Annotated in this window: 15 protein-coding genes, 1 tRNA gene and 1 other RNA gene; 4 read left to right on the top strand and 13 right to left on the bottom strand. The window is 43.2% G+C overall.

Features of this window, described 5'->3' with window-relative positions; genetic code table 11:
• Positions 1–238 precede the first annotated feature (238 nt).
• The 12 genes from JMW85_RS02870 to coaD form a co-directional block, all read right to left on the bottom strand.
• Positions 239–1,483, bottom strand: coding sequence for a capsule biosynthesis protein (locus JMW85_RS02870; RefSeq protein ID WP_201580899.1), 1,245 nt, complete (start codon positions 1,481–1,483; stop codon positions 239–241).
• A gap of 160 nt (positions 1,484–1,643) precedes the next feature.
• Complete coding sequence (locus JMW85_RS02865; protein ID WP_201580898.1) at positions 1,644–4,226, bottom strand: capsular polysaccharide biosynthesis protein; 2,583 nt, start codon at positions 4,224–4,226, stop codon at positions 1,644–1,646.
• A gap of 80 nt (positions 4,227–4,306) precedes the next feature.
• Complete coding sequence (locus JMW85_RS02860) at positions 4,307–6,088, bottom strand: polysaccharide biosynthesis/export family protein (protein WP_060490417.1); 1,782 nt, start codon at positions 6,086–6,088, stop codon at positions 4,307–4,309.
• Between the two features lie 55 nt (positions 6,089–6,143).
• Positions 6,144–7,250, bottom strand: a complete 1,107-nt coding sequence (locus JMW85_RS02855; protein ID WP_227681647.1) for a capsule biosynthesis protein — start codon at positions 7,248–7,250, stop codon at positions 6,144–6,146.
• A complete protein-coding gene (locus JMW85_RS02850) occupies positions 7,228–7,899 on the bottom strand; it encodes an ABC transporter ATP-binding protein (RefSeq protein WP_201580896.1) in 672 nt (223 codons plus the stop codon). Before JMW85_RS02850 ends, JMW85_RS02855 begins: the two co-directional genes overlap by 23 nt.
• Positions 7,900–7,913: 14 nt before the next feature.
• Positions 7,914–8,726, bottom strand: a complete 813-nt coding sequence (locus tag JMW85_RS02845) for an ABC transporter permease (RefSeq protein ID WP_201580895.1) — start codon at positions 8,724–8,726, stop codon at positions 7,914–7,916.
• Between the two features lie 236 nt (positions 8,727–8,962).
• Positions 8,963–9,039: transfer RNA gene (locus tag JMW85_RS02840), tRNA-Met, on the bottom strand.
• A 118-nt stretch (positions 9,040–9,157) separates the two neighbouring features.
• An RNA gene (gene rnpB / locus JMW85_RS02835) (RNase P RNA component class A) lies at positions 9,158–9,540 on the bottom strand.
• 113 nt (positions 9,541–9,653) lie between these two features.
• Positions 9,654–10,394: a dethiobiotin synthase gene (bioD, locus tag JMW85_RS02830; protein ID WP_201580894.1), complete on the bottom strand. Its 741-nt coding sequence runs from the start codon at positions 10,392–10,394 to the stop codon at positions 9,654–9,656.
• 11 nt (positions 10,395–10,405) lie between these two features.
• Complete coding sequence (gene bioA / locus JMW85_RS02825) at positions 10,406–11,722, bottom strand: adenosylmethionine--8-amino-7-oxononanoate transaminase (protein ID WP_201580893.1); 1,317 nt, start codon at positions 11,720–11,722, stop codon at positions 10,406–10,408.
• Positions 11,723–11,725: 3 nt separating this feature from the next.
• Positions 11,726–11,974, bottom strand: coding sequence for a YfhL family 4Fe-4S dicluster ferredoxin (locus tag JMW85_RS02820; RefSeq protein WP_197215874.1), 249 nt, complete (start codon positions 11,972–11,974; stop codon positions 11,726–11,728).
• Between the two features lie 102 nt (positions 11,975–12,076).
• Complete coding sequence (gene coaD / locus JMW85_RS02815) at positions 12,077–12,595, bottom strand: pantetheine-phosphate adenylyltransferase (protein WP_045453657.1); 519 nt, start codon at positions 12,593–12,595, stop codon at positions 12,077–12,079.
• Positions 12,596–12,953: 358 nt separating this feature from the next.
• Here coaD and smpB point away from each other — a divergent pair, with 358 nt between their 5' ends.
• Positions 12,954–13,430 carry an SsrA-binding protein SmpB gene (gene smpB / locus JMW85_RS02810; RefSeq protein WP_011512728.1) on the top strand — a complete coding sequence of 159 codons (477 nt, stop codon included), beginning with the start codon at positions 12,954–12,956 and terminating at the stop codon, positions 13,428–13,430.
• 104 nt (positions 13,431–13,534) lie between these two features.
• On the opposite strand, the gene rarD is transcribed toward smpB, so the two are convergent.
• The gene (gene rarD, locus JMW85_RS02805; RefSeq protein WP_201580892.1) at positions 13,535–14,557 is read right to left on the bottom strand and encodes an EamA family transporter RarD; all 1,023 of its coding nucleotides are present in this window, start codon (positions 14,555–14,557) and stop codon (positions 13,535–13,537) included.
• A gap of 276 nt (positions 14,558–14,833) precedes the next feature.
• Here rarD and JMW85_RS02800 point away from each other — a divergent pair, with 276 nt between their 5' ends.
• The 3 genes from JMW85_RS02800 (at position 14,834) to JMW85_RS02790 (ending at position 18,879) form a co-directional block, all read left to right on the top strand.
• A complete protein-coding gene (locus JMW85_RS02800; RefSeq protein WP_201580891.1) occupies positions 14,834–15,301 on the top strand; it encodes an Lrp/AsnC family transcriptional regulator in 468 nt (155 codons plus the stop codon).
• Between the two features lie 142 nt (positions 15,302–15,443).
• On the top strand, positions 15,444–16,199 hold the full coding sequence (locus tag JMW85_RS02795; protein ID WP_201580890.1) for a hypothetical protein: 756 nt from the start codon (positions 15,444–15,446) through the stop codon (positions 16,197–16,199).
• Positions 16,200–16,419: 220 nt separating this feature from the next.
• A complete protein-coding gene (locus JMW85_RS02790; RefSeq protein ID WP_201580889.1) occupies positions 16,420–18,879 on the top strand; it encodes a YgiQ family radical SAM protein in 2,460 nt (819 codons plus the stop codon).
• The last annotated feature ends 4 nt before the right edge of the window (positions 18,880–18,883 follow it).

Below are 18,883 nucleotides of genomic sequence, written 5' to 3'. Positions count from 1 at the left end.
GCTTATTTGCCAATATTATCATCTCCACTCAACCGCTCAGGACGTCAACTCTTACGCGCAGGCATGAAAGAGTATTCTAGCAGTTTTCTACCATAAAGTAAGGCGATTTTATTAGCAGAGGGATGATTTACAAGTGAAGTTACGAGCGGATAACTGTACAGATAGAAAGCGAGCGGCTTGATAGCACCTTATTCACTTCGACAAGACTCATGCTAACTAAATATGAACAATCAATAATCTACTGAGGGGTATTGGTTTTGGACAGATCGCTCTCTATGGGTTCACATCCTGCGCTATGCAGATATTTATGCATCCATGGTGACTTACCGTAAAAAGCCCCGTTGATTTGAGTTTGCTCTATCAAGTATTCACGGAATCTAAGATAAAACTCATTATCTGGGCGGTTAGGTTGTTGCCAAAACTCATTCAGTGGTTTTTGATCTATCAGTTTCGGCGTATCATAAATCGCGCGACCCATGATTTTGGTAGGTTTTTTGTGATATACCGATTGCAACCCTGTCGTGCTATTGATAGTAACCATCCCAATACTGTGTTTCATCAAGGTTGGCAGGTGCATGTCGCAACCATAAAATACACGATCCGCCACTTGATAGCGTCTAGCCAAGCTAGATACCAGCTCGCGATAATCTCGATGACCACGATCTAACGGATGATGCTTAAATACCAGTAATTGCTGCTTATCAGCATACTCTGCAAAGCTGGCAATAGACTCATCAATAAACTGCACCACATCACGATAGTCACTATGATGGGTAATCTGCGAGTCATTATGCACCTGTAAACTAATCAAAAAATAATTATTACTTTGTTCTTTGGTCAGCTTATTTTGCAATCGCTTATCAGGTAAATACCCTCGCAATTTACGCCATGGTGCTTTGAGCCAAGCGATTGCTTCTTGCCACGCCGTCATCCCGCGATAATGCGAATAATGCGGATAGCGACTTTTGTACACCCAAACGATAATATAGTAGACAATCGCAGCGATACTCAAACGATAAAAACGATTGTGAGTATACAGTGGTTTATCATTGGCTTTTTTGAGCGCTTTAATATCTGCCGTATTTAAGCGCGAATAGCCATTAATGCCATATTCTTGCAATGTAATGTAATCGGGACGCAAGTAGCCTTCTTCAAATACAAAAAAAGAGGTGCCCAACTGCTCACTGATATAAGCAGCTTGGGTGTGATGCGGACGACAATCACCAAAACAGACAATCGCATCAATGCTATTTTCTTCAATGAAAGCCTGCAACCAAGAAGAGAACTGCGCTAATGTATCAGTATATTCATAGGTATTATCATGATGATAAAAAAATGCATCACCTGCATTAAAGTTAATCTTACTAACCTTAATATTTTGAGTTTGCAGAAATGTCGAAAAACGGTTGAAGAATCCGCCCATCTTTCCTTGTAACAGCAAGACGTGTCGATGAGTAAGCAAGTGAGACATCGAAGCTGCCATAGTATTGAATTACCATTAATGAGAAGATGAAGGATAAAAGCGGGAGTATTTATTAAACAATTTGAATGTTAAGCCGTGTAAATACACACTAATCATCACTGATTATACCGAAAAAGCCCCTACTTGTCGCAATGGATTTACGTCATAAGTTTAGAATAAACTAACGAGATAGTTTACGCAGGCGCTGCTGCCATTGATGACGCTGCTGCATAAAACGAGTCGTCGATTGGCGTTTAAAGTTTGCAGATAGCGTGGATAAAACTGAAGTCGCATGGTTAATCGAGCTATTTATAGGGCTAGATATTTGCGCTTGAGACGCTGTATTATGAATATCTTTAAGCAAAGGAGCGCTTTTAGGAGGGTATAAATAGTCAATCACTTGCTCTACTTGTGCAAGCCCGTAGCCATTTGGCAAACGATATAAGGGATAGCGAATAAGCGCACAATATAATAATTGCTCAAGCGTTAATGCAGTGTCGCGTTTTCGTCTCTCTAAATAGTCAGCTTTCGGTGGTAATTGGGCATCAATATCTGCCGTTAACCCCCAACCAGCATAAAACGGTAAGCCGTAGCAAGTAACGTCTAAACCGCGCAGCAACGCCTCAAAGCCAGTCAATGAGCTAATCGTATGTACTTCATCGACACATTCTAAGCAATCAGGCATCGCAGTATCATAGGCGACGGCACTGACCTGCTGTAAAAACTCTGCGCTAACCTTACCAGTCCTTAGCCCTGCTTCAACGTCAGGATGCGGCTTATAAATAAGATAAGCCTCAGGATTGTCTTTGCATACACGCTCAATCAAGCCGCTGTTGGTTTTGATCGTCGAGCCGCAGTACTGCACCGATAAATCATCTTCGACTTGACCGATGATAAGCAGACGGCGCTTGCCAGATACCCTAGCCTCATGCATCCACGAAGTATACTGGTTATTAGCACTGTCGACCTCAGCCCCAACATTGTATTTACTCACCCGCTGATTCAGCAATTTATCTTGCAGCTGTTGTACACGGACACTTTGCTGTGGGTTCAGTGCCTGGCAATGATATAGCAACGTCTCTAAATCTGAAGGCTGGGTCGCATCATAATAAATGCCTTGCTTATCTATGACGACCGACAACGGTGCTAACAACGTCGCGCCCAAACCATTTGAGCGGATAAATCCATCTTCCATACAGTATATAGACGGTAGGGACAAATGTGGCTGTCTCTCAAGCTTACGCTGTAATTTATTTTGTACTTGCTGGCGTTTAGCCAAACCCCACGCTAGTAGAGGCTGCTGATAATCAACACGAAAATGATCAGGATGCAATAAATTCTTGAGACGTGGCTTGGGTTTGATAAATAATGTCGTACGCGGTAGATTCGTAAAAGCTTTTACAAATGGTAATTTCCAGCGACTAAATTCATATATCGTGAGATCCCCTTCAAGGCGCGCTTGCCAATATCGATTAGTCACTAGCCATTCTATCGCTGTATCAATATCACAGGCTTGCTTGGTGGCTGGATCTACATAACGACTATAATCTATATAGGCGCTATAAAATAACGTTTCTAACGTTGCAGATGTTTTTTTAGCAAATGATGTAGGAAACAACGCAGGATTTGAGTGTCCCCTAGACTCTAGCTGTTTGCTGACAAGTTTTTGACGACGTTTTTCGACCGCTTTAAGCAGATTTTTGGGTGCGCCGCTGTCATCAGTTAGACCCCAGCCACTATACCAGTTGACCCCGAAGCAATGTACTGTTTTACCTAACATCAACCCTTCAAAGCCCATATGGGAGCTGACCGTATAAACATGGTCAACTTGCTCTAATAGCTCGATAGGATTGAGCGCTTGAGTTAATAACCGAACCTGCTTAGGTAGTTTTAAACGAGTCAGGTATCCCGATTTTGATGCAGGATGTGCCTTTATCCAAATATGGGCATGAGGATGATTACGACACGCAGATGTTAACATCTTCTTAAACTGACGTTTATCCGCGCCCGCACCGGTGATAGAAGCATCACCAACCACTTGGTCAATCAATAAAACATGCGATTTCAATGGATCTGCTGTTGTATTAACGCCGTCTTCATTTATCAATTTATTCAAGGACGGACAATCGATCACTGTGTTATATTTACTGAGCTGCTCATTACAAATACGTGCAATCAATTGCCTCGCGTGCGCGTCATCTATTTCGTGATTATTAGGCGTAGTAGCATTTTTAGTACGCTCAATAATCAGCCGCTCAAGGCGTGAGTCATGCGTCATATCAAAATAAATACCAAGGTCATCAACGACGACACTCAGGCCATGACGGCTACCAATACCAGAATCTAATGAGCGCAAAAAGCCATCTTCAACACTCAATGTCTCAAGCTTTTGCCGCTTAGCCACTGTATTAGCTCGTTGATAACTTTTTTTACGACCCCAACCGATAAAGGCATCGGGTTGCTGAAAAGAGAGAGAGGAGCTGGACAAATGAGTTATCTGATTTTTTACAACATTAGGTAATGGCAATGCAGACAGTAAATGCGTTTTACCTGCATTGATACGTTGCTGTATACCTGACCACGGATACCAGCGCTGAATATCTGCCTGCAATACCTGAGACAAAAGTACATTGTTTTGACGCATACCCTTACCAATGACCGCCAAATGCTGTGGCAATTGGTATGCGGATGATGGCAAAAGCAAGGCATTATCAGAGTGAGAGGTCACTGCCACATTGACATCATCTGCCGCGCTTTTTGCCATTTCTAACACCCTTATTCATTACTTTTGCATCTATCTATGCAAATGACTTGTTCTCTTGTTATACAACTTTTCAATAATGGTTATAAATCGAGAACCACTTTAGCAGCAATGGCCAACTGATAAACAATTTGCGATAAGCCACGAGCAATTTCTACGCGCTTGGTTTTGACTTTTGGTAATACCATAATCTCATCGCCTTGCTGGATACGGTAAGCGGTATTGACCACCTCACTGGCGCCATTTTGATGGATAATCAAGATTTCTTTAACATCAGCATTGTCAGAGAAACCGCCTGAATTGGCAACATAATCACCAACGGTATAATCTGGATTAAAGGTCAGCGCGCCTTGTGCTCGTACTTGACCATTAACGGTAATGACAGACGTTTGCGCAGGTATCTCAATGATATCACCTTGCTGCAGAATAATATCCTGCCACGAATTCGGGACGACAACAATTTGACCCGTCGTTTTAACATTACGCGCTTTGGCAACAAACTGCTTAACCAACGCTGCATCGTCTTGACGCAGTGCTGCTTCTTCACGAGTGGTTGACTGCGTGGCAAGCGTCAGCTCTTCTAGACGATCGAGCGACTCATTAATCATGCGTTTTTGTTGCTCAGCAACAGACTCACGATAAATGGTCAGATGAGTCAGTTTAGCGAGTGGGCTTGGCTGTAGCTGTGGCACGATGTCCTTTAAGCGAGCACCATATGGTACAACCATGGCACCATTACCCGTATGCGCACCTTTTACTTGCACCGCAATTGTGCCCGCATAGCGATCGGAGGTAACTACCATCTGATCACCATTATAAACAGGCACGTTTTGAGCTTCTGCTAACGAGTAATATTCTGCCGTCTGCGCGCGTCCTGCACTACGAGTGATACTAACGTTGGTCGCATTTGCTGCTGGATTGGCCACTTGCAATACATCACCAATGGTCAGATCGTTCACATCAAATTCAAAGGTATATTCGTTTTGGACTTGACCGCCTACTTCAAAGGTTTTTTTCTGCGGCGCGACCGTAATCACATCGCCGTCACGAAAAGAGAATGCTTGTAATTTACCCGCTAGTAAAAAATCATACAGGTTGACTTGCTGTAGCATTTGCCCATTACGTTTGATTTGAATATCAATATAACTACCACGTGTTGGGTCAACGCCGCCTGCTCTATCCAAATAAGACAATACAGAGTCTGCTGCTAAACCGCCGTAATAACCAGGTTGTTTAACGAAACCTGTTACAAATACTTTTACTGGCTGTGCTTGTTCTAATGAAGCATACACGCCAACGTTCGAGCGATAAATACGACTGACAGCACTTTTTACCACATTTTGTAGACTGCCATTTTGCACACCTGAGACACGTACTGGACCGATATTTGGTAAGAAAATATTGCCTTGTGGGTCGACGGTCATGGTAGCAGCATATTGATAAGCGCCCCACATCCGTACTTGGACGTTATCACCTGGGTTGATCACGTAACTGTCATTAAAGGTAGAGCCAGAGGTGGTCGAAAATGCTCCACGGAAGAGCTGCTCACCAAACATCATGTCTTGCGTATTGATGTCTTGATAGGGGCGCGTGGTATTGATGACTGACTGACTTGGCAAGCTTGAGGCATTAACCGCTTCTTGCGCGGTCGCCTGTCCTGATACACCACCTGCAAATGCCTGTGTTGAGACATTGATGTTATTGCTGTTTTGGTCTTGACTCATGCTGTTATTGCTGGTGCCAAAGCTAGATCCTGAGATTTGATCAGCATAACTGCCTGCTGCTAGTGCTGATACACTGCTGGCGGCCATGGCCAAACTTAACACTTTTATCACGGTCACAAGAGGACGTGGTTTCATATTCATGAGTGGTATTCCTTTGCTGATCTATCGATCATTACTGATATCTGGTGTGTTAAAACTAGCTACGATGATCACGGACAACCGCCATCACTAGGCGCACAAATCCATAAAGCATCAAAAGTAATGCTAGCGACGTCCAAATAATATAAGCACGGCGTGGATAAGTTGCTTCTTCAGCCTGATATGGTGTTGAGATAACAATCAAATTCTTCATCTTTTTAAAAGCTTCTAAACGTGCCTTCTCAAGTGAAGATAACGACAATTTATAGAGCTCAGTAGCGAAATCAACATCTGCCTTGATAGTCTCAAACTGTACCGCTTGACGGTTTAACTTGGTGGTATTCGGTGATGTCAGCTTAGTTTGCTCTTGGTTGATTTGCTCTTCGACTGCTTTGATCTGGCTTCTTAATGACACTACTTGCGGAGCATCTGGATTTAGATAGCTGAGTAATTGACGCTCTTCGGTACGTAATGAGCTTAATTGCGCTTGCAAACTACCAATCAGCTGATTCACAATTTGAGCATTGGATTGTGGATCGTAAATCTCATTTTCGTTCTGATAGTTTAACAATTTCTCTTTGGCATCATTCAAGCGATCTTGTGATTCATCCAATTGCGTCTCTGCAAATAACAACTGATCACGAGCCACCTCTTGTGAAATACGGTTGACGAACTGCTCAGACTCATTGAGGATCGTTTTATTCAGCTCAAAAGCATACTTTGGATCAAAGGCTTCTGTCGATACTGACAGCACATAGCTTTGCTCGTCCAGATTGATGTGCACGCGTTTTTTAAAGTACTCAAGTAACTCTTCTTGTGTGGCATCAGGCTCAATCTCATTAAGTGGATCTGAGCCATCGACATGATACGCTTCGCGGAACTTGAACTTATTATCAAGGCGCTTCACCATATCATTGGATAGAATATACTCGGTCAGATAAGTCGCATCTTCTTTACTGGTACTGTTCACACCCAACAAGGCCGACAGTCCACCGCCAGAAGGCACACTGGTATCACTGACTTGTTTGACCACCACATCAGCCGTCGAAATAAACCGCGGATGAGCAATGGTCATGACATAAAATATCACCAATACCCAAGGGAGGACCACCAAGCCAATAAACAGCGAGAAGTCAATTATCTTATTTTTTCGCTTTGTGGACATGCTCTTCATATACCTCAATCGCTTCTGTTGTGTCTTCAAAGACGTGTGCTGTTTGATCCATTAGCACAATACCAATATCACAATTACGCTTAATATCACCGATGTTATGCGATACGATTAAAAACCCTGCTTGTTCACGGCGCGCGGCCAATATCTCTTCACTACGCTTACGAAAAGCCGCGTCCCCAACCGCACCCGCTTCATCAAGCATATAATAATCAAAATCAAAGGCCAAACTTAGCCCAAAGGTTAATCGCGCTCTCATGCCTGATGAATAACTTTTTACCGGCATATCGAAATAGTTTCCGATATCTGCAAACTCTTCCACAAAACGAATTTTTTCGTCAATATAGGAACCGCTTGAATAAAGGCGGCAAACAAAGCGGACGTTTTGACGACCCGTCAAACTACCTTGGAAACCGCCGGCTACCCCTACTGGCCAAGAAATCGTCGAGTCGGTAATAATCTCTCCGTGATCAGGCTTATCTAGTCCGCAAATAATACGCAGCAAAGTTGATTTACCCGCCCCATTACGACCGAGTAAACCCACACTTTTTTTATCACCAATAGTCAGATTTAGATCTTTAAATAGATAATGCCGACCTTGCTTGGTCATAAATGACTTAGAAACATTTTTAATCTCAATCATTCATTTACCTGTCACTACTTTGAACGGATAAGGTCTTTTTCGACCGCTTTATACATCAATAAACCTAAGAAATTGACTGCGACCATCCATTTTAAAAAATACGTTATGTCAATATGATACGCAGGATAAGTAGGAGATAGTGCATTTCTCATTAGTTCAATATTATGGACAAATGGAATATATAATAAATAACTCAGATATGGTTCAGGAATAATATGAATAGAATACATAATTCCAGATACAAAATATAAAATAGTAAAAATCAAACCTATAATTTTGCTGATTTCACCACCATAATAACCGACAACCATCATAATCATCGCTAGACCAAAACCAAATAAGAATAAGGTTAACCAACAAAACAATACTACATTCAAATGTGCAAGGCTGATGGGAATACCAATGAATGCAAGTATGACTAACAACAGTACAAAGGTAAAAAAATAAATCACTAACTCTAAAAATGAGCGGGCAATAATGACGTCAATGTGACGTACTGATCGATACATTAAAAGCCCTTGATTGGCCTCAACTGCTCCTAACGATCGTGTTGCTATGGTACTCATCATACGAAAAGGCACTAGGCCTGCCACCAGAAATAACATGTAATCCATCCCTGGCAGCACACGGGTCATAATAGCGCCAAATACTATCAAATAAATAGCAACTTGGAACAGTATCTCTAGTGGTGCCCACAGATAGCCCAAGCGATAACCACCGAAGCGCGTTTGCAGCTCACGCATCAGCAAAGCATGAAATGCGGCACCCATGACTTTTAGACCACTGCGATGCTTGATAGGACGATAAGGAGGTAGTTGTACAGACATGGCGTTACAGGACTTTACCGAAAACAGCCCCTATGATAAGTAAGAGGGACATAAGTTACAACAATTAATCTGTACCTAAACAGATAAAGCTATGATTTAGCAAGAAATCAGTAGGTAATTATAATTTTATGGTGCGCATTGAGCCATTCACCATATTCTGAAATAGTTTATTTCAGACAAAAAAAAACCAATCAAATAGTGATTGGTTTTTTTAATATTACAGGTATTGCTAAAAATGGTGGCGATGAAGAGACTTGAACTCTTGACCTCACGATTATGAGTCATGCGCTCTAACCAGCTGAGCTACATCGCCATTTTAGGATGCACATTTTACCCAAGCTGCTGACTGTCGTCAACCCCTAAAGGGCATTTTTTGCAGAAAATATGAAATTTATTCAAATTAGCTGCATTTTTATCACGAACAATAAAAAAGGTTTGGTAAACCGATAAGCCGGGTTCTGTCGTGGACAATCATTCCTCTAGGCGTACAATCGCTCGTACGCTCAAGCAACCTACCCGCATCGAACGCGGGCCGCGCCATGCCGATGCCTATTTGGTCTTGCTACGCGTGGAGTTTACCATGCCGTGAACTGTTGCCAGCCACGCGGTGCGCTCTTACCGCACCCTTTCACCCTTACCGATGACATGAACATCTTGCGATACTCATATAAGCCAAAGGCGGTCTACTCTCTGCTGCACTGGTCGTCAAGTTACCCTGCCCAGCCGTTAGCTGGCACGCTGCCCTATGTAGCCCGGACTTTCCTCCCCTGCATGTCTGTTGCCAGTGTGCAGCGGCGATTGCCTAGTCTACCAAGCGCGCTAGTATAGCAAACATATCGACTAATTGGGAATGAGTTTTCTATTTATTTGCAGACTTGAGATAAAAGCCTATTTTGCGATAGAAAAGAAACCACACTCATAAAGCTTTTAGACGAAATCGACTGGTAAAGACAATGAATAGCTTTTTGATAACGCCTCATAATTGGCTTGATGACTGCCATCTATATACGGTATCTGTAACCAATGCGCTTTGGGGTAATTTGCAGCTAAATAATTTTGTAAAAAATCCATGGTACTATTTGCAATCTCAGCATCTGTCTGAGCAGCATCGTCATGGATATGATTATAAATAACGCTATGTACAGATAATCCACGGGCTTTTATTGCTTCCAAACTCAGTAATGTGTGATTGATACTGCCTAAACGACCAGAAGTGACCAAAACAATCGGATAACCTTGAGCAGCAATATAATCTAAAATTAATAATTGCTCCGTTATTGGTACGAGCAATCCACCAGCACCTTCTAGTAATACCAAGTCATACGTAGCTTGCAATCGTTTGGTGGCACTAGTGATCAGTTTAGGATCTAGCACTTCTCCTGATAATCGAGTCGCTAAGTGCGGTGATGCAGGCTTTTCATAGCGATGAACGCAAGTGGTAAAATCAAGATCACATGGCTGTAGAGGAATAGCCATGAGTTGACGATGCGCTATGATATCGTCAGCAATGCCCATCTCGCCATTGGGTGGATTAATCGCCACGCCCGTTTGCACCAGCTTTTGAGTGATGACGTTGACGCCTTGCTGCATGAGTGCCTTTGCAATCATACCAGTGGCGTAGGTTTTGCCAATGTCGGTATCGATACCGGAGATAAAGAGAACGCTCATTCTTGACCTTTTTACGTTAAATAAGCTTGGCTTAAATACGTGCTCACCACTTTTAATAACGCTTCGCAAAGAGTGACAAGTTCGTATTCGCTAATCACATATGGCGGCATGATATACACCAATTTGCCAAAGGGTCTGACCCAAATACCGTTTTCAATCAATAAAGACTGAAAGGTCGACATATCAACCGCTTCATTTAGCTCAATGACGGCGACTGCACCCAAACAACGTACTTCTGCAACGCCATTTAAACTCGCAACTGGCGCAAGTTGTTGTTTCATTATTGTTTGGATATTTGCTGTACGTGCTTCAATATCATAGGAGAGTATTAAATCAATTGAGGCACAAGCGACGGCACAAGCTAGCGGATTGCCCATAAAGGTCGGACCATGCATAAGGGATGGATAATCACTTTGGCTAATGGTATCGGCAATTTTGCGAGTGCACAAAGTCGCCGCAAAAGTCATATAACCGCCAGTTAATGCTTTACCAATCGTCATGATATCAGGGCTGATACCTGCATGCTCACAAGCGAATAGCTTGCCACTACGCCCAAAACCAGTCGCAATTTCATCGGTAATTAGTACCACTTTGTATTTATCACACAATTTGCGAAGCAATTGTAAATATTGAGGACTATAAAAGCGCATGCCGCCTGCGCCTTGAATAATCGGCTCGATAATAAATCCAGCCAACTTATCGCTATTTTTATCAAAGAAATCCGTTAATTCATCATATTCAGACTGGCTAATATCACGCTCAAAGCCTAGTGGCGGAGCTGGCACAAAATGCTGCATAGGTAACTGTTTACCATACAAGCTGTGCATGCCATTGATAGGGTCGCAGACACTCATCGCATGCCACGTATCACCATAATAGCCAGAATGGGTCGAGGCAAATTGGCACTTTTGCGGACGCTTAGCGGCAATTTGATATTGCAATGCCATTTTTAAAGCCACCTCTACCGCAATGCTGCCGCTATCGGCATAAAATATGGCATCCAGTCCAGCAGGCACAATTGACAGCAGTTTTTTGCCCAAATCTATTGCGGGTTGATGGGTCAAACCACCAAACATGACATGCGCCATTTTACCCAATTGTTCAATAATTGCCGCGTTTAGTTTGGGATGATTATAGCCATGGACGCTCGCCCACCACGATGACATCCCATCAATCAAGCGCGTGCCGTCTTCAGTAACGATATAAATACCATCAGCGTGATTAATCACAATATTGGGATAACTGGGCGGTAAGCTGGCGTACGGATGCCAGAGATGTTGCTGGTCAAAGTCGTTCGTTGATTTCGTAGATAAGAGTGATGTTGTCATATTTTATTGACCAGTAATGCGTTTATATTTTGACAACAAATCGCTTTCGGTCTCGACATGATTGGGATCATGAGGGATGCAATCCACAGGGCAAATGACTACGCATTGCGGCTCATCGAAATGCCCAATGCATTCGGTGCATAAATCAGGGTCAATCACATAAATGTCATCGCCTTCTGAGATGGCTTCGTTTGGGCAGGCAGGCTCACACACATCACAGTTGATGCATTCATCAGTAATTAATAACGCCATAGACTGCTCCTTATATTTTACTTATAGCACTTGTATCGGTGGCTTTGACGATTTCGATGCGTTTAAATGTTCGACACATCTTCATTGTCAGCGGGTATTTTGCTATCTAAGATTGAGTTTTTCAGCAAAAGCTTGTGAGACACATGGCGGGACAAATTTAGTCACATCACCACCGAGTTTGGCGATTTCTCGAATCATCGTCGAAGAGATGAATGAGTAATTCTGCGATGGCGTCAAAAACACCGCTTCAAAGTTTTCATCAAGCTCACGGTTCATATTGGCCAGCTGAAACTCATATTCGAAATCTGACATCGCACGCAGACCTCGTAAGACAGCGGTGGCGTTTTTTTCACGCATAAAGTCAACGAGTAGACCTTCAAAACCCACCACCGATACTTGTGGTAAGTCAGCAAATACTGTCTCGACTAAGGCGACGCGCTCCTCAAAGTTAAATAAAGGCTTTTTGTGATGTCCTGAGGCCACCGCAATAACGACCTCATCAAACAGTTTGGTGGCGCGTGTGACCAAGTCTACATGACCATTGGTAATAGGATCAAAGGTACCAGGATATAAAATTCTGGTGTGCAGCTTTGAGGAGTTAGCAGAAGTAGAGTGGCTCATAGCGTGGCTAATAGGGTCAGTAATAGTAGGCTATATGCTAGCAAATTTTTCTCAAACTTAATACTTATCGTCGATGCATTTGTAAATAGTTACCGCCTTAACCTCACTTAATGTACTCAGTCTTCTGTTTGCGCTCGATTGCTGTGTGACCACCTTAAATGACTTCGACTATATTGGCTACATTTGTCCTAATAGCCGACTTACATTTTTATTAGAGGCTTTGCTACAATAGGCGGTTCGACTCATCCGTTTTATAAACCAAATAAAGGACAATACCATTTATTGAGTTAGGATGAGGAATCAGTAGGACTAGTCAGATAAGGACTTTGTATTTGTAGGCAGTCCTTATGGAGAAATTATGTCAAAAAAATCAAAAAAACCAGAGAATCAAATTTGTGCCAATAAAAAAGCTCGACACGAGTATTTTATTGAAGAAACGTTTGAAGCAGGTCTGTCGTTACAAGGTTGGGAAGTAAAAGCCATTCGCGCAGGCAAAATGACCATTACCGAAGCTTATATTATCTTTCGTAATAATGAGGCATTCTTATTTGGCGCGCATATTCAACCGCTGCTTTCAAGCTCGACGCATGTCAGTCCTGATAGTATCCGTACCCGTAAACTGCTGCTTAATCGCCGCGAAATCGAAAAGTTAATGGGTGCAGTCAACCAAAAAGGCTATGCCTGCGTACCGTTATCCTGCTATTGGAAAAACTCGTTGGTGAAATGTCAAATTGGCTTGGCACTGGGTAAAAAACAACACGACAAACGTAAAACGCTTAAAGACCGTGATTGGGAACGTGATAAGCAGCGTGGCTTTAAGAAGGATTTAGATTAAAGCCATCTTTCAACAGATTGGTGTTAATCTTAAAAAAACGGACGATTCAACTTTATACTGAATCGTCCGTTTTTATTTGTTCAATCAAGCTTACTTATTAATTTTCAAATAGCTGGCGCAATCTTTGTCGTTTGCGATTGTTTATGAGCGCGGCGCAATTGCCTAACCCCATGGGCAATTAAAAAGACAATACCGAGCCAAATCAAACCATAGCTATAAATCATCGCTGATTCAAAAGGGTTGCCCAGTACAGTGATGGCTAAGATAAATAATAATGCAGGCTCTAAATAGCTCATCATGCCATAGACATTCACTGGCAGCATTTGGCTAGCATCCACATTGGTTTTCATGGCCAACACGCTCATGACACCAAGTCCCGCCAGCATGAGAATAAAAAAGCCGGAACCGCTAACCAAGCTTAGACTACTCGGTGCAATAAAAAATAAATACGCCAAAGCAAACGGTGCAAATATCGTCAAATCAACCAATAACCCAGTAATCGCACCGATACCTTGCAAACGGCGCAAAATATAATACAGCGGATACGTGCCGCAGACCCAAAGCGTTGCCCAAGAGACACTTTGCGTACGGATAATTTCACTGCCGACTCCTAATACGGCAAAGCCAACCGCCAACCATTGCAGACGGCTTAACTTTTCGCCAAATAGCAGGCAACCAAACACCACCATCATCAGTGGGAATAAGAAATAACCCATCGCGGTTTGTACGCCCTGCCCATTGACCGGTGCCCACATAAATAACCAAAACTGGCTTAAGAATATCGGTGTTGGCAATAACAACCACGCCCATTGTTTAACTGTGCCTAGCGCTTTGAGTTTATCGATGTGAAAACCTAAGCGCCCACTGATCAGCAAATATCCCACCAATGCCGCCCACATTGCCAGCATCCGCCAGATAAAGACTTGCGTACCTGACAATGGCGCCAAAAAGCTGCTGTAAGCATAAAGTACGCCAAATAAAAGGTTCGACAAGATTGCTAGTATGACGCCCAATATTAATGTGCGTTGCTGTGCGCTACCCGCCGTCCAAATCGCTGGCAATGGCAAGCGCGAGACAGTCGTTGCTAGCGTATTTACAAAGACAGTAGAAAGCATTGAAGTAGACATAAAAGCACCGTAAGTTTACATAGATATTAGAAAACCAGCTGTGAGCTTTTACTTGTTAGGGTTAAGCTTTGGTTGCTAAGTTTTGGTTGTTAGACCTTGATTAATAGCACCTATTTTACTGAGTGTCGGTGAGATATTATTCCTATAAAAATCTATTTACGAATAAATTTAGCTTTTAGAACCTTTAAAAATAAATATTTTCCTAAATTTTGACTTATAGTGATAATAATTATAAGAAATCCAGTGAATAAAACGCTTTCTAAAAGAGAGAACACCATGAGCCAAGTTTTAGATGATATCGATAAAGCGATTTTAAATTTATTACAGGACGATGCGACCTTGCCATTAAAAACCATAGCAGAACAAGTGCATGTGTCTATCGCTACTGCCCAGCGCCGTATTCAAGCATTAATCAGCAACGGTGTCATTACCAAGCAAGTCGCTATCGTTGACCCAAATAAGGTGGGTTACGGACTCACTGCTGTGGTAATGATAGAGATGGCGCGCTCAAATACCTCGATGCAACATCGGTTTGAGCGCTTGATGAATACACAGCCACAGGTGATGAGCTGTTATGAGGTGTCTGGTGATGCGGATTTTATGTTGATGGTCAATGCCAAAAATATGAGCGATTACCATCGATTCACGACTGGTTTGCTCACCTATGAGAATAATGTGCGCAACTTTAAAAGCCAATTTGTGATGAACTTTACTAAAAGTGGCACAAAGATTTTGCTCGATTAATTTGATTATGAAAACTGCTTGGCTGTTTAATTAAAAGTAGATAAGTCGCGGTCAAACAAGGTACGATATCAACGAAAGTTTGGCAGTAAATAATAGATGCCGCACCAGTAGTCCATCGCCTAGTAGACAAGGAAGCCTTACCATGACTAAAAACACCCGTACCATTAGAAAAGAAGAAAGTAATAATCCAGTACTAAAAGCATTAAGCTTTAAGACAGTGATATCAGTGGCGTCCCTTGCGGCATTGCTCGCCAGCTCAGGCTGTGCCACTAGCTCATTATTAGACAGTGACAATCGAGTCAGCAAAACGACAACTAAACACGTTTTGTCTGAAGATCAAATCGTAGCTTTTGGTCGCCCTGCACAGGCATTACCCAAAATGCCAAATGCGACCATGGTTATCGTTGGCGAAAAGAACAGCTATGTGCTGACCCAAGGTGGGACAGAGATGGTGGGTTTACTGACCAATTTGACGCCAAAAAATATCCAAGTCGATAATGAGATGAACTTTTATGTGCCCAATAACGATGGCTACTTTCAGGGTGAAATGAAGCTGTCTTATGCCAAACTAAGAGATGAATTTAAACGTTCTGACTATCAGTTCTTTTTGCAAAACAACGGCAAAGAATGTACCTCAGCCAGTGACCAGCGTATCAATGCTCAGCGCTTTTGCTTTAGCGTTCCTGTCAAAGGCGCTATTTATCCGCAAGTGAGTAATCTCAGCTTAATCCAATCCAATTATCGCCCTTTAACTAAGCCTTATACGGTGAGCTTTTATACCCAAAGTCAGCAAAATCAAGTGTCTCGTAGTGGCGCAAATACGGCTCAGAAGCTGGTTTTATTGCCTTTTGCCTTAGCTTTTGACGTTGTCACTTTCCCATTTCAGTTATTAGAGTAGCAAATCCTTACTATAAACGATGATTTAGCACAAAAAGATTATTAGTTCCTAGAAGCCTTTTTATTCATAGATTACTTAAACTATCAATAACTTATCGCTAATCGTTTATCACATAATGAGCGTAATTCATGTTAAAATGAGCGCTTTTAAATTAGCCGTTAATATTTTTAATGAATAACGGCTTTTTTTAGTGCCATTTTTCTAATGAACAGGTCCGCTCATGTCTGCCGATACCATCGCCCGCACCGCCTTTAAACAAGGTACCAAACCACTTTACGACTACGATAAACATTGGGCAAGCTGCTACGAGCCAGCGCCTTATTTGCCTATGAGCCGCAAAGAGATGGACGATTTGGGCTGGGATGCCTGTGATGTCATCATCATTTCAGGCGATGCATATGTCGATCATCCAAGCTTTGGTATGGCGATTATCGGTCGTCTACTAGAGTCACAAGGCTTTCGTGTGGGTATCATTGCTCAGCCAGATTGGAAGAGCAAAGACGCGTTTATGGAATTGGGCAAACCTGTCTATGCTTACGGCGTGACCGCAGGCAACATGGACAGCATGATCAACCGCTATACCGCCGATCGCAAGATTCGTAGCGATGATGCGTACTCGCCGGGCAACGTGGCAAATAAACGCCCTGACCGCGCCGCTATCGTCTATAGCCAGCGCTGCCGTGAAGCTTATCCTGATGTGCCAATTATCCTAGGTGGTATCGAAGGCAGTCTACGCCGTATCGCTCATTATGATTACTGGTCGGATAAAGTCCGCCGTAGTATCTTGATGGATGCCCGTGCCGATGTTTTATTGTACGGTAATGCTGAGCGCGCCATCGTCGATGTGGTACATGGTCTGTCTAAAGGCTATAGCTTTGAGCAGATGAGCAAATTGCGCGGTACTTCATATCTGTTGACGCCAACACGCCGCCATTGGCAAGACGATATGACTGAAGTCGCTAGTAATGATGTCGATACCGTTGGCCGTGTTGACCCAATTATCAACCCTTATGTGATGACCGAAGACGTGGATCAATGCTCAATCGAGCAAGACAAACCCAGCGATTCACCAGTTGGGCAAGCGCTCTCAGGAATGGCTTCACAGTATCCGGGCTTTGTGTCTGAACCAGTTGCCAATAAAATTCTAAATGCTGAGCAAGTTGACGAAGAAACGCAAGTGGTGCAAATGCGTGGTTTTGATAAGCCAATGACGGCGCGTAAGCATAAAATAAAAATGCCACCACGTGAAAAGACGGTCATTCGTCTGCCTGATTATGAGCACGTCAAATCTGACCCTGTGCTCTATGCTCATGCCAGCCGTATCTTACATCTTGAGACCAATCCGGGTAATGCCCGTGCCCTCGTGCAACGTCATAGTAGCGGCGCTGGTAACTCACACACCTCCATCGATGTCTGGCTCAATCCGCCACCGATTCCGCTCTCGACCGAAGAGATGGATTATGTGTTTGACTTGCCGTACGCACGTTTGCCGCATCCAAGCTATGGCGATGCACGCATCCCTGCTTATGACATGATTAAATTCTCAGTCAATATCATGCGCGGCTGTTTTGGTGGTTGTACTTTTTGCTCGATCACTGAGCACGAAGGACGCATTATCCAAAACCGCTCGGAAGAATCTATCCTACGAGAAGTCGAAGCGATTCGTGATACCGCACCTAACTACACTGGCGTTATCTCTGACCTTGGCGGGCCAACGGCCAATATGTATCGTCTGAGCTGTAAAGACGAGACCATTGAAAAGAATTGCCGTAAGCCATCTTGTGTCTATCCTGACGTCTGCGAAAACTTGATTACCGATCACAGTAATTTGACTAAGTTGTATCGCAAAGCCCGTGATATCAAGGGCGTGAAAAAGATTCTTATCGCTTCTGGCTTACGCTATGACTTGGCGGTAAAAGACCCTGAGTATGTCAAAGAATTGGTCAGCCATCATGTCGGTGGTTATCTAAAAATTGCGCCTGAACATTCAGAAGAAAACGTCTTATCGAAAATGATGAAGCCGGGCATGGGCAGCTATGATAAATTCAAAGCCATGTTTGAGCAGTACAGCCAAGAAGCAGGTAAAGAGCAATATCTGATTCCTTACTTTATCGCCGCGCATCCGGGCACGAAAGATGAGGATATGATGAACCTTGCGCTGTGGCTAAAAAGCCACGGCTACCGCGCTGACCAAGTGCAAGCGTTTTATCCTAGCCCGATGGCGACAGCGACCACCATGTATCACACGCACAAAGATCCACTGCATAAGATCAGCCGTGATGAAGGTGACATGGATATCGTCAAATCTGGTAAGCAGCGCAAATTGCATAAAGCGTTCTTGCGCTATCACGATCCAAAAAACTGGGTATTATTGCGTAAAGCTCTGCAAGATATGGGTCGTGGTGATTTGATTGGTAAAAACCGTGGTTGCTTAATCCCGCCATTCAACGCCAGTTTAGAAGGGCGCGATGCGGCACAAGACAGCTATCAATCAGCGCGTAAAAAGAACAGCCGCCTCGGTAATGATTCGGTGAAGCGTAATAATAATTCGTCAACCAATGGCACATCCGCTAAAGGCGCTGCGAGTAAAAACACGGTCAGTAAAAATACCAAAAAGCGCGTGAGCAAAGGCAATTTCCAAACCCAGCATACTGGTCTGCCACCGCGTAAAACCAAGTAGTTAA

Source organism: Psychrobacter glacincola (assembly GCF_904846075.1).
Classification (GTDB): Bacteria; Pseudomonadota; Gammaproteobacteria; order Pseudomonadales; family Moraxellaceae; genus Psychrobacter; species Psychrobacter glacincola_C.
The sequence above is the reverse complement of the archived record's forward strand: the minus strand, read 5'-3'. Positions and strand labels throughout refer to the sequence as shown.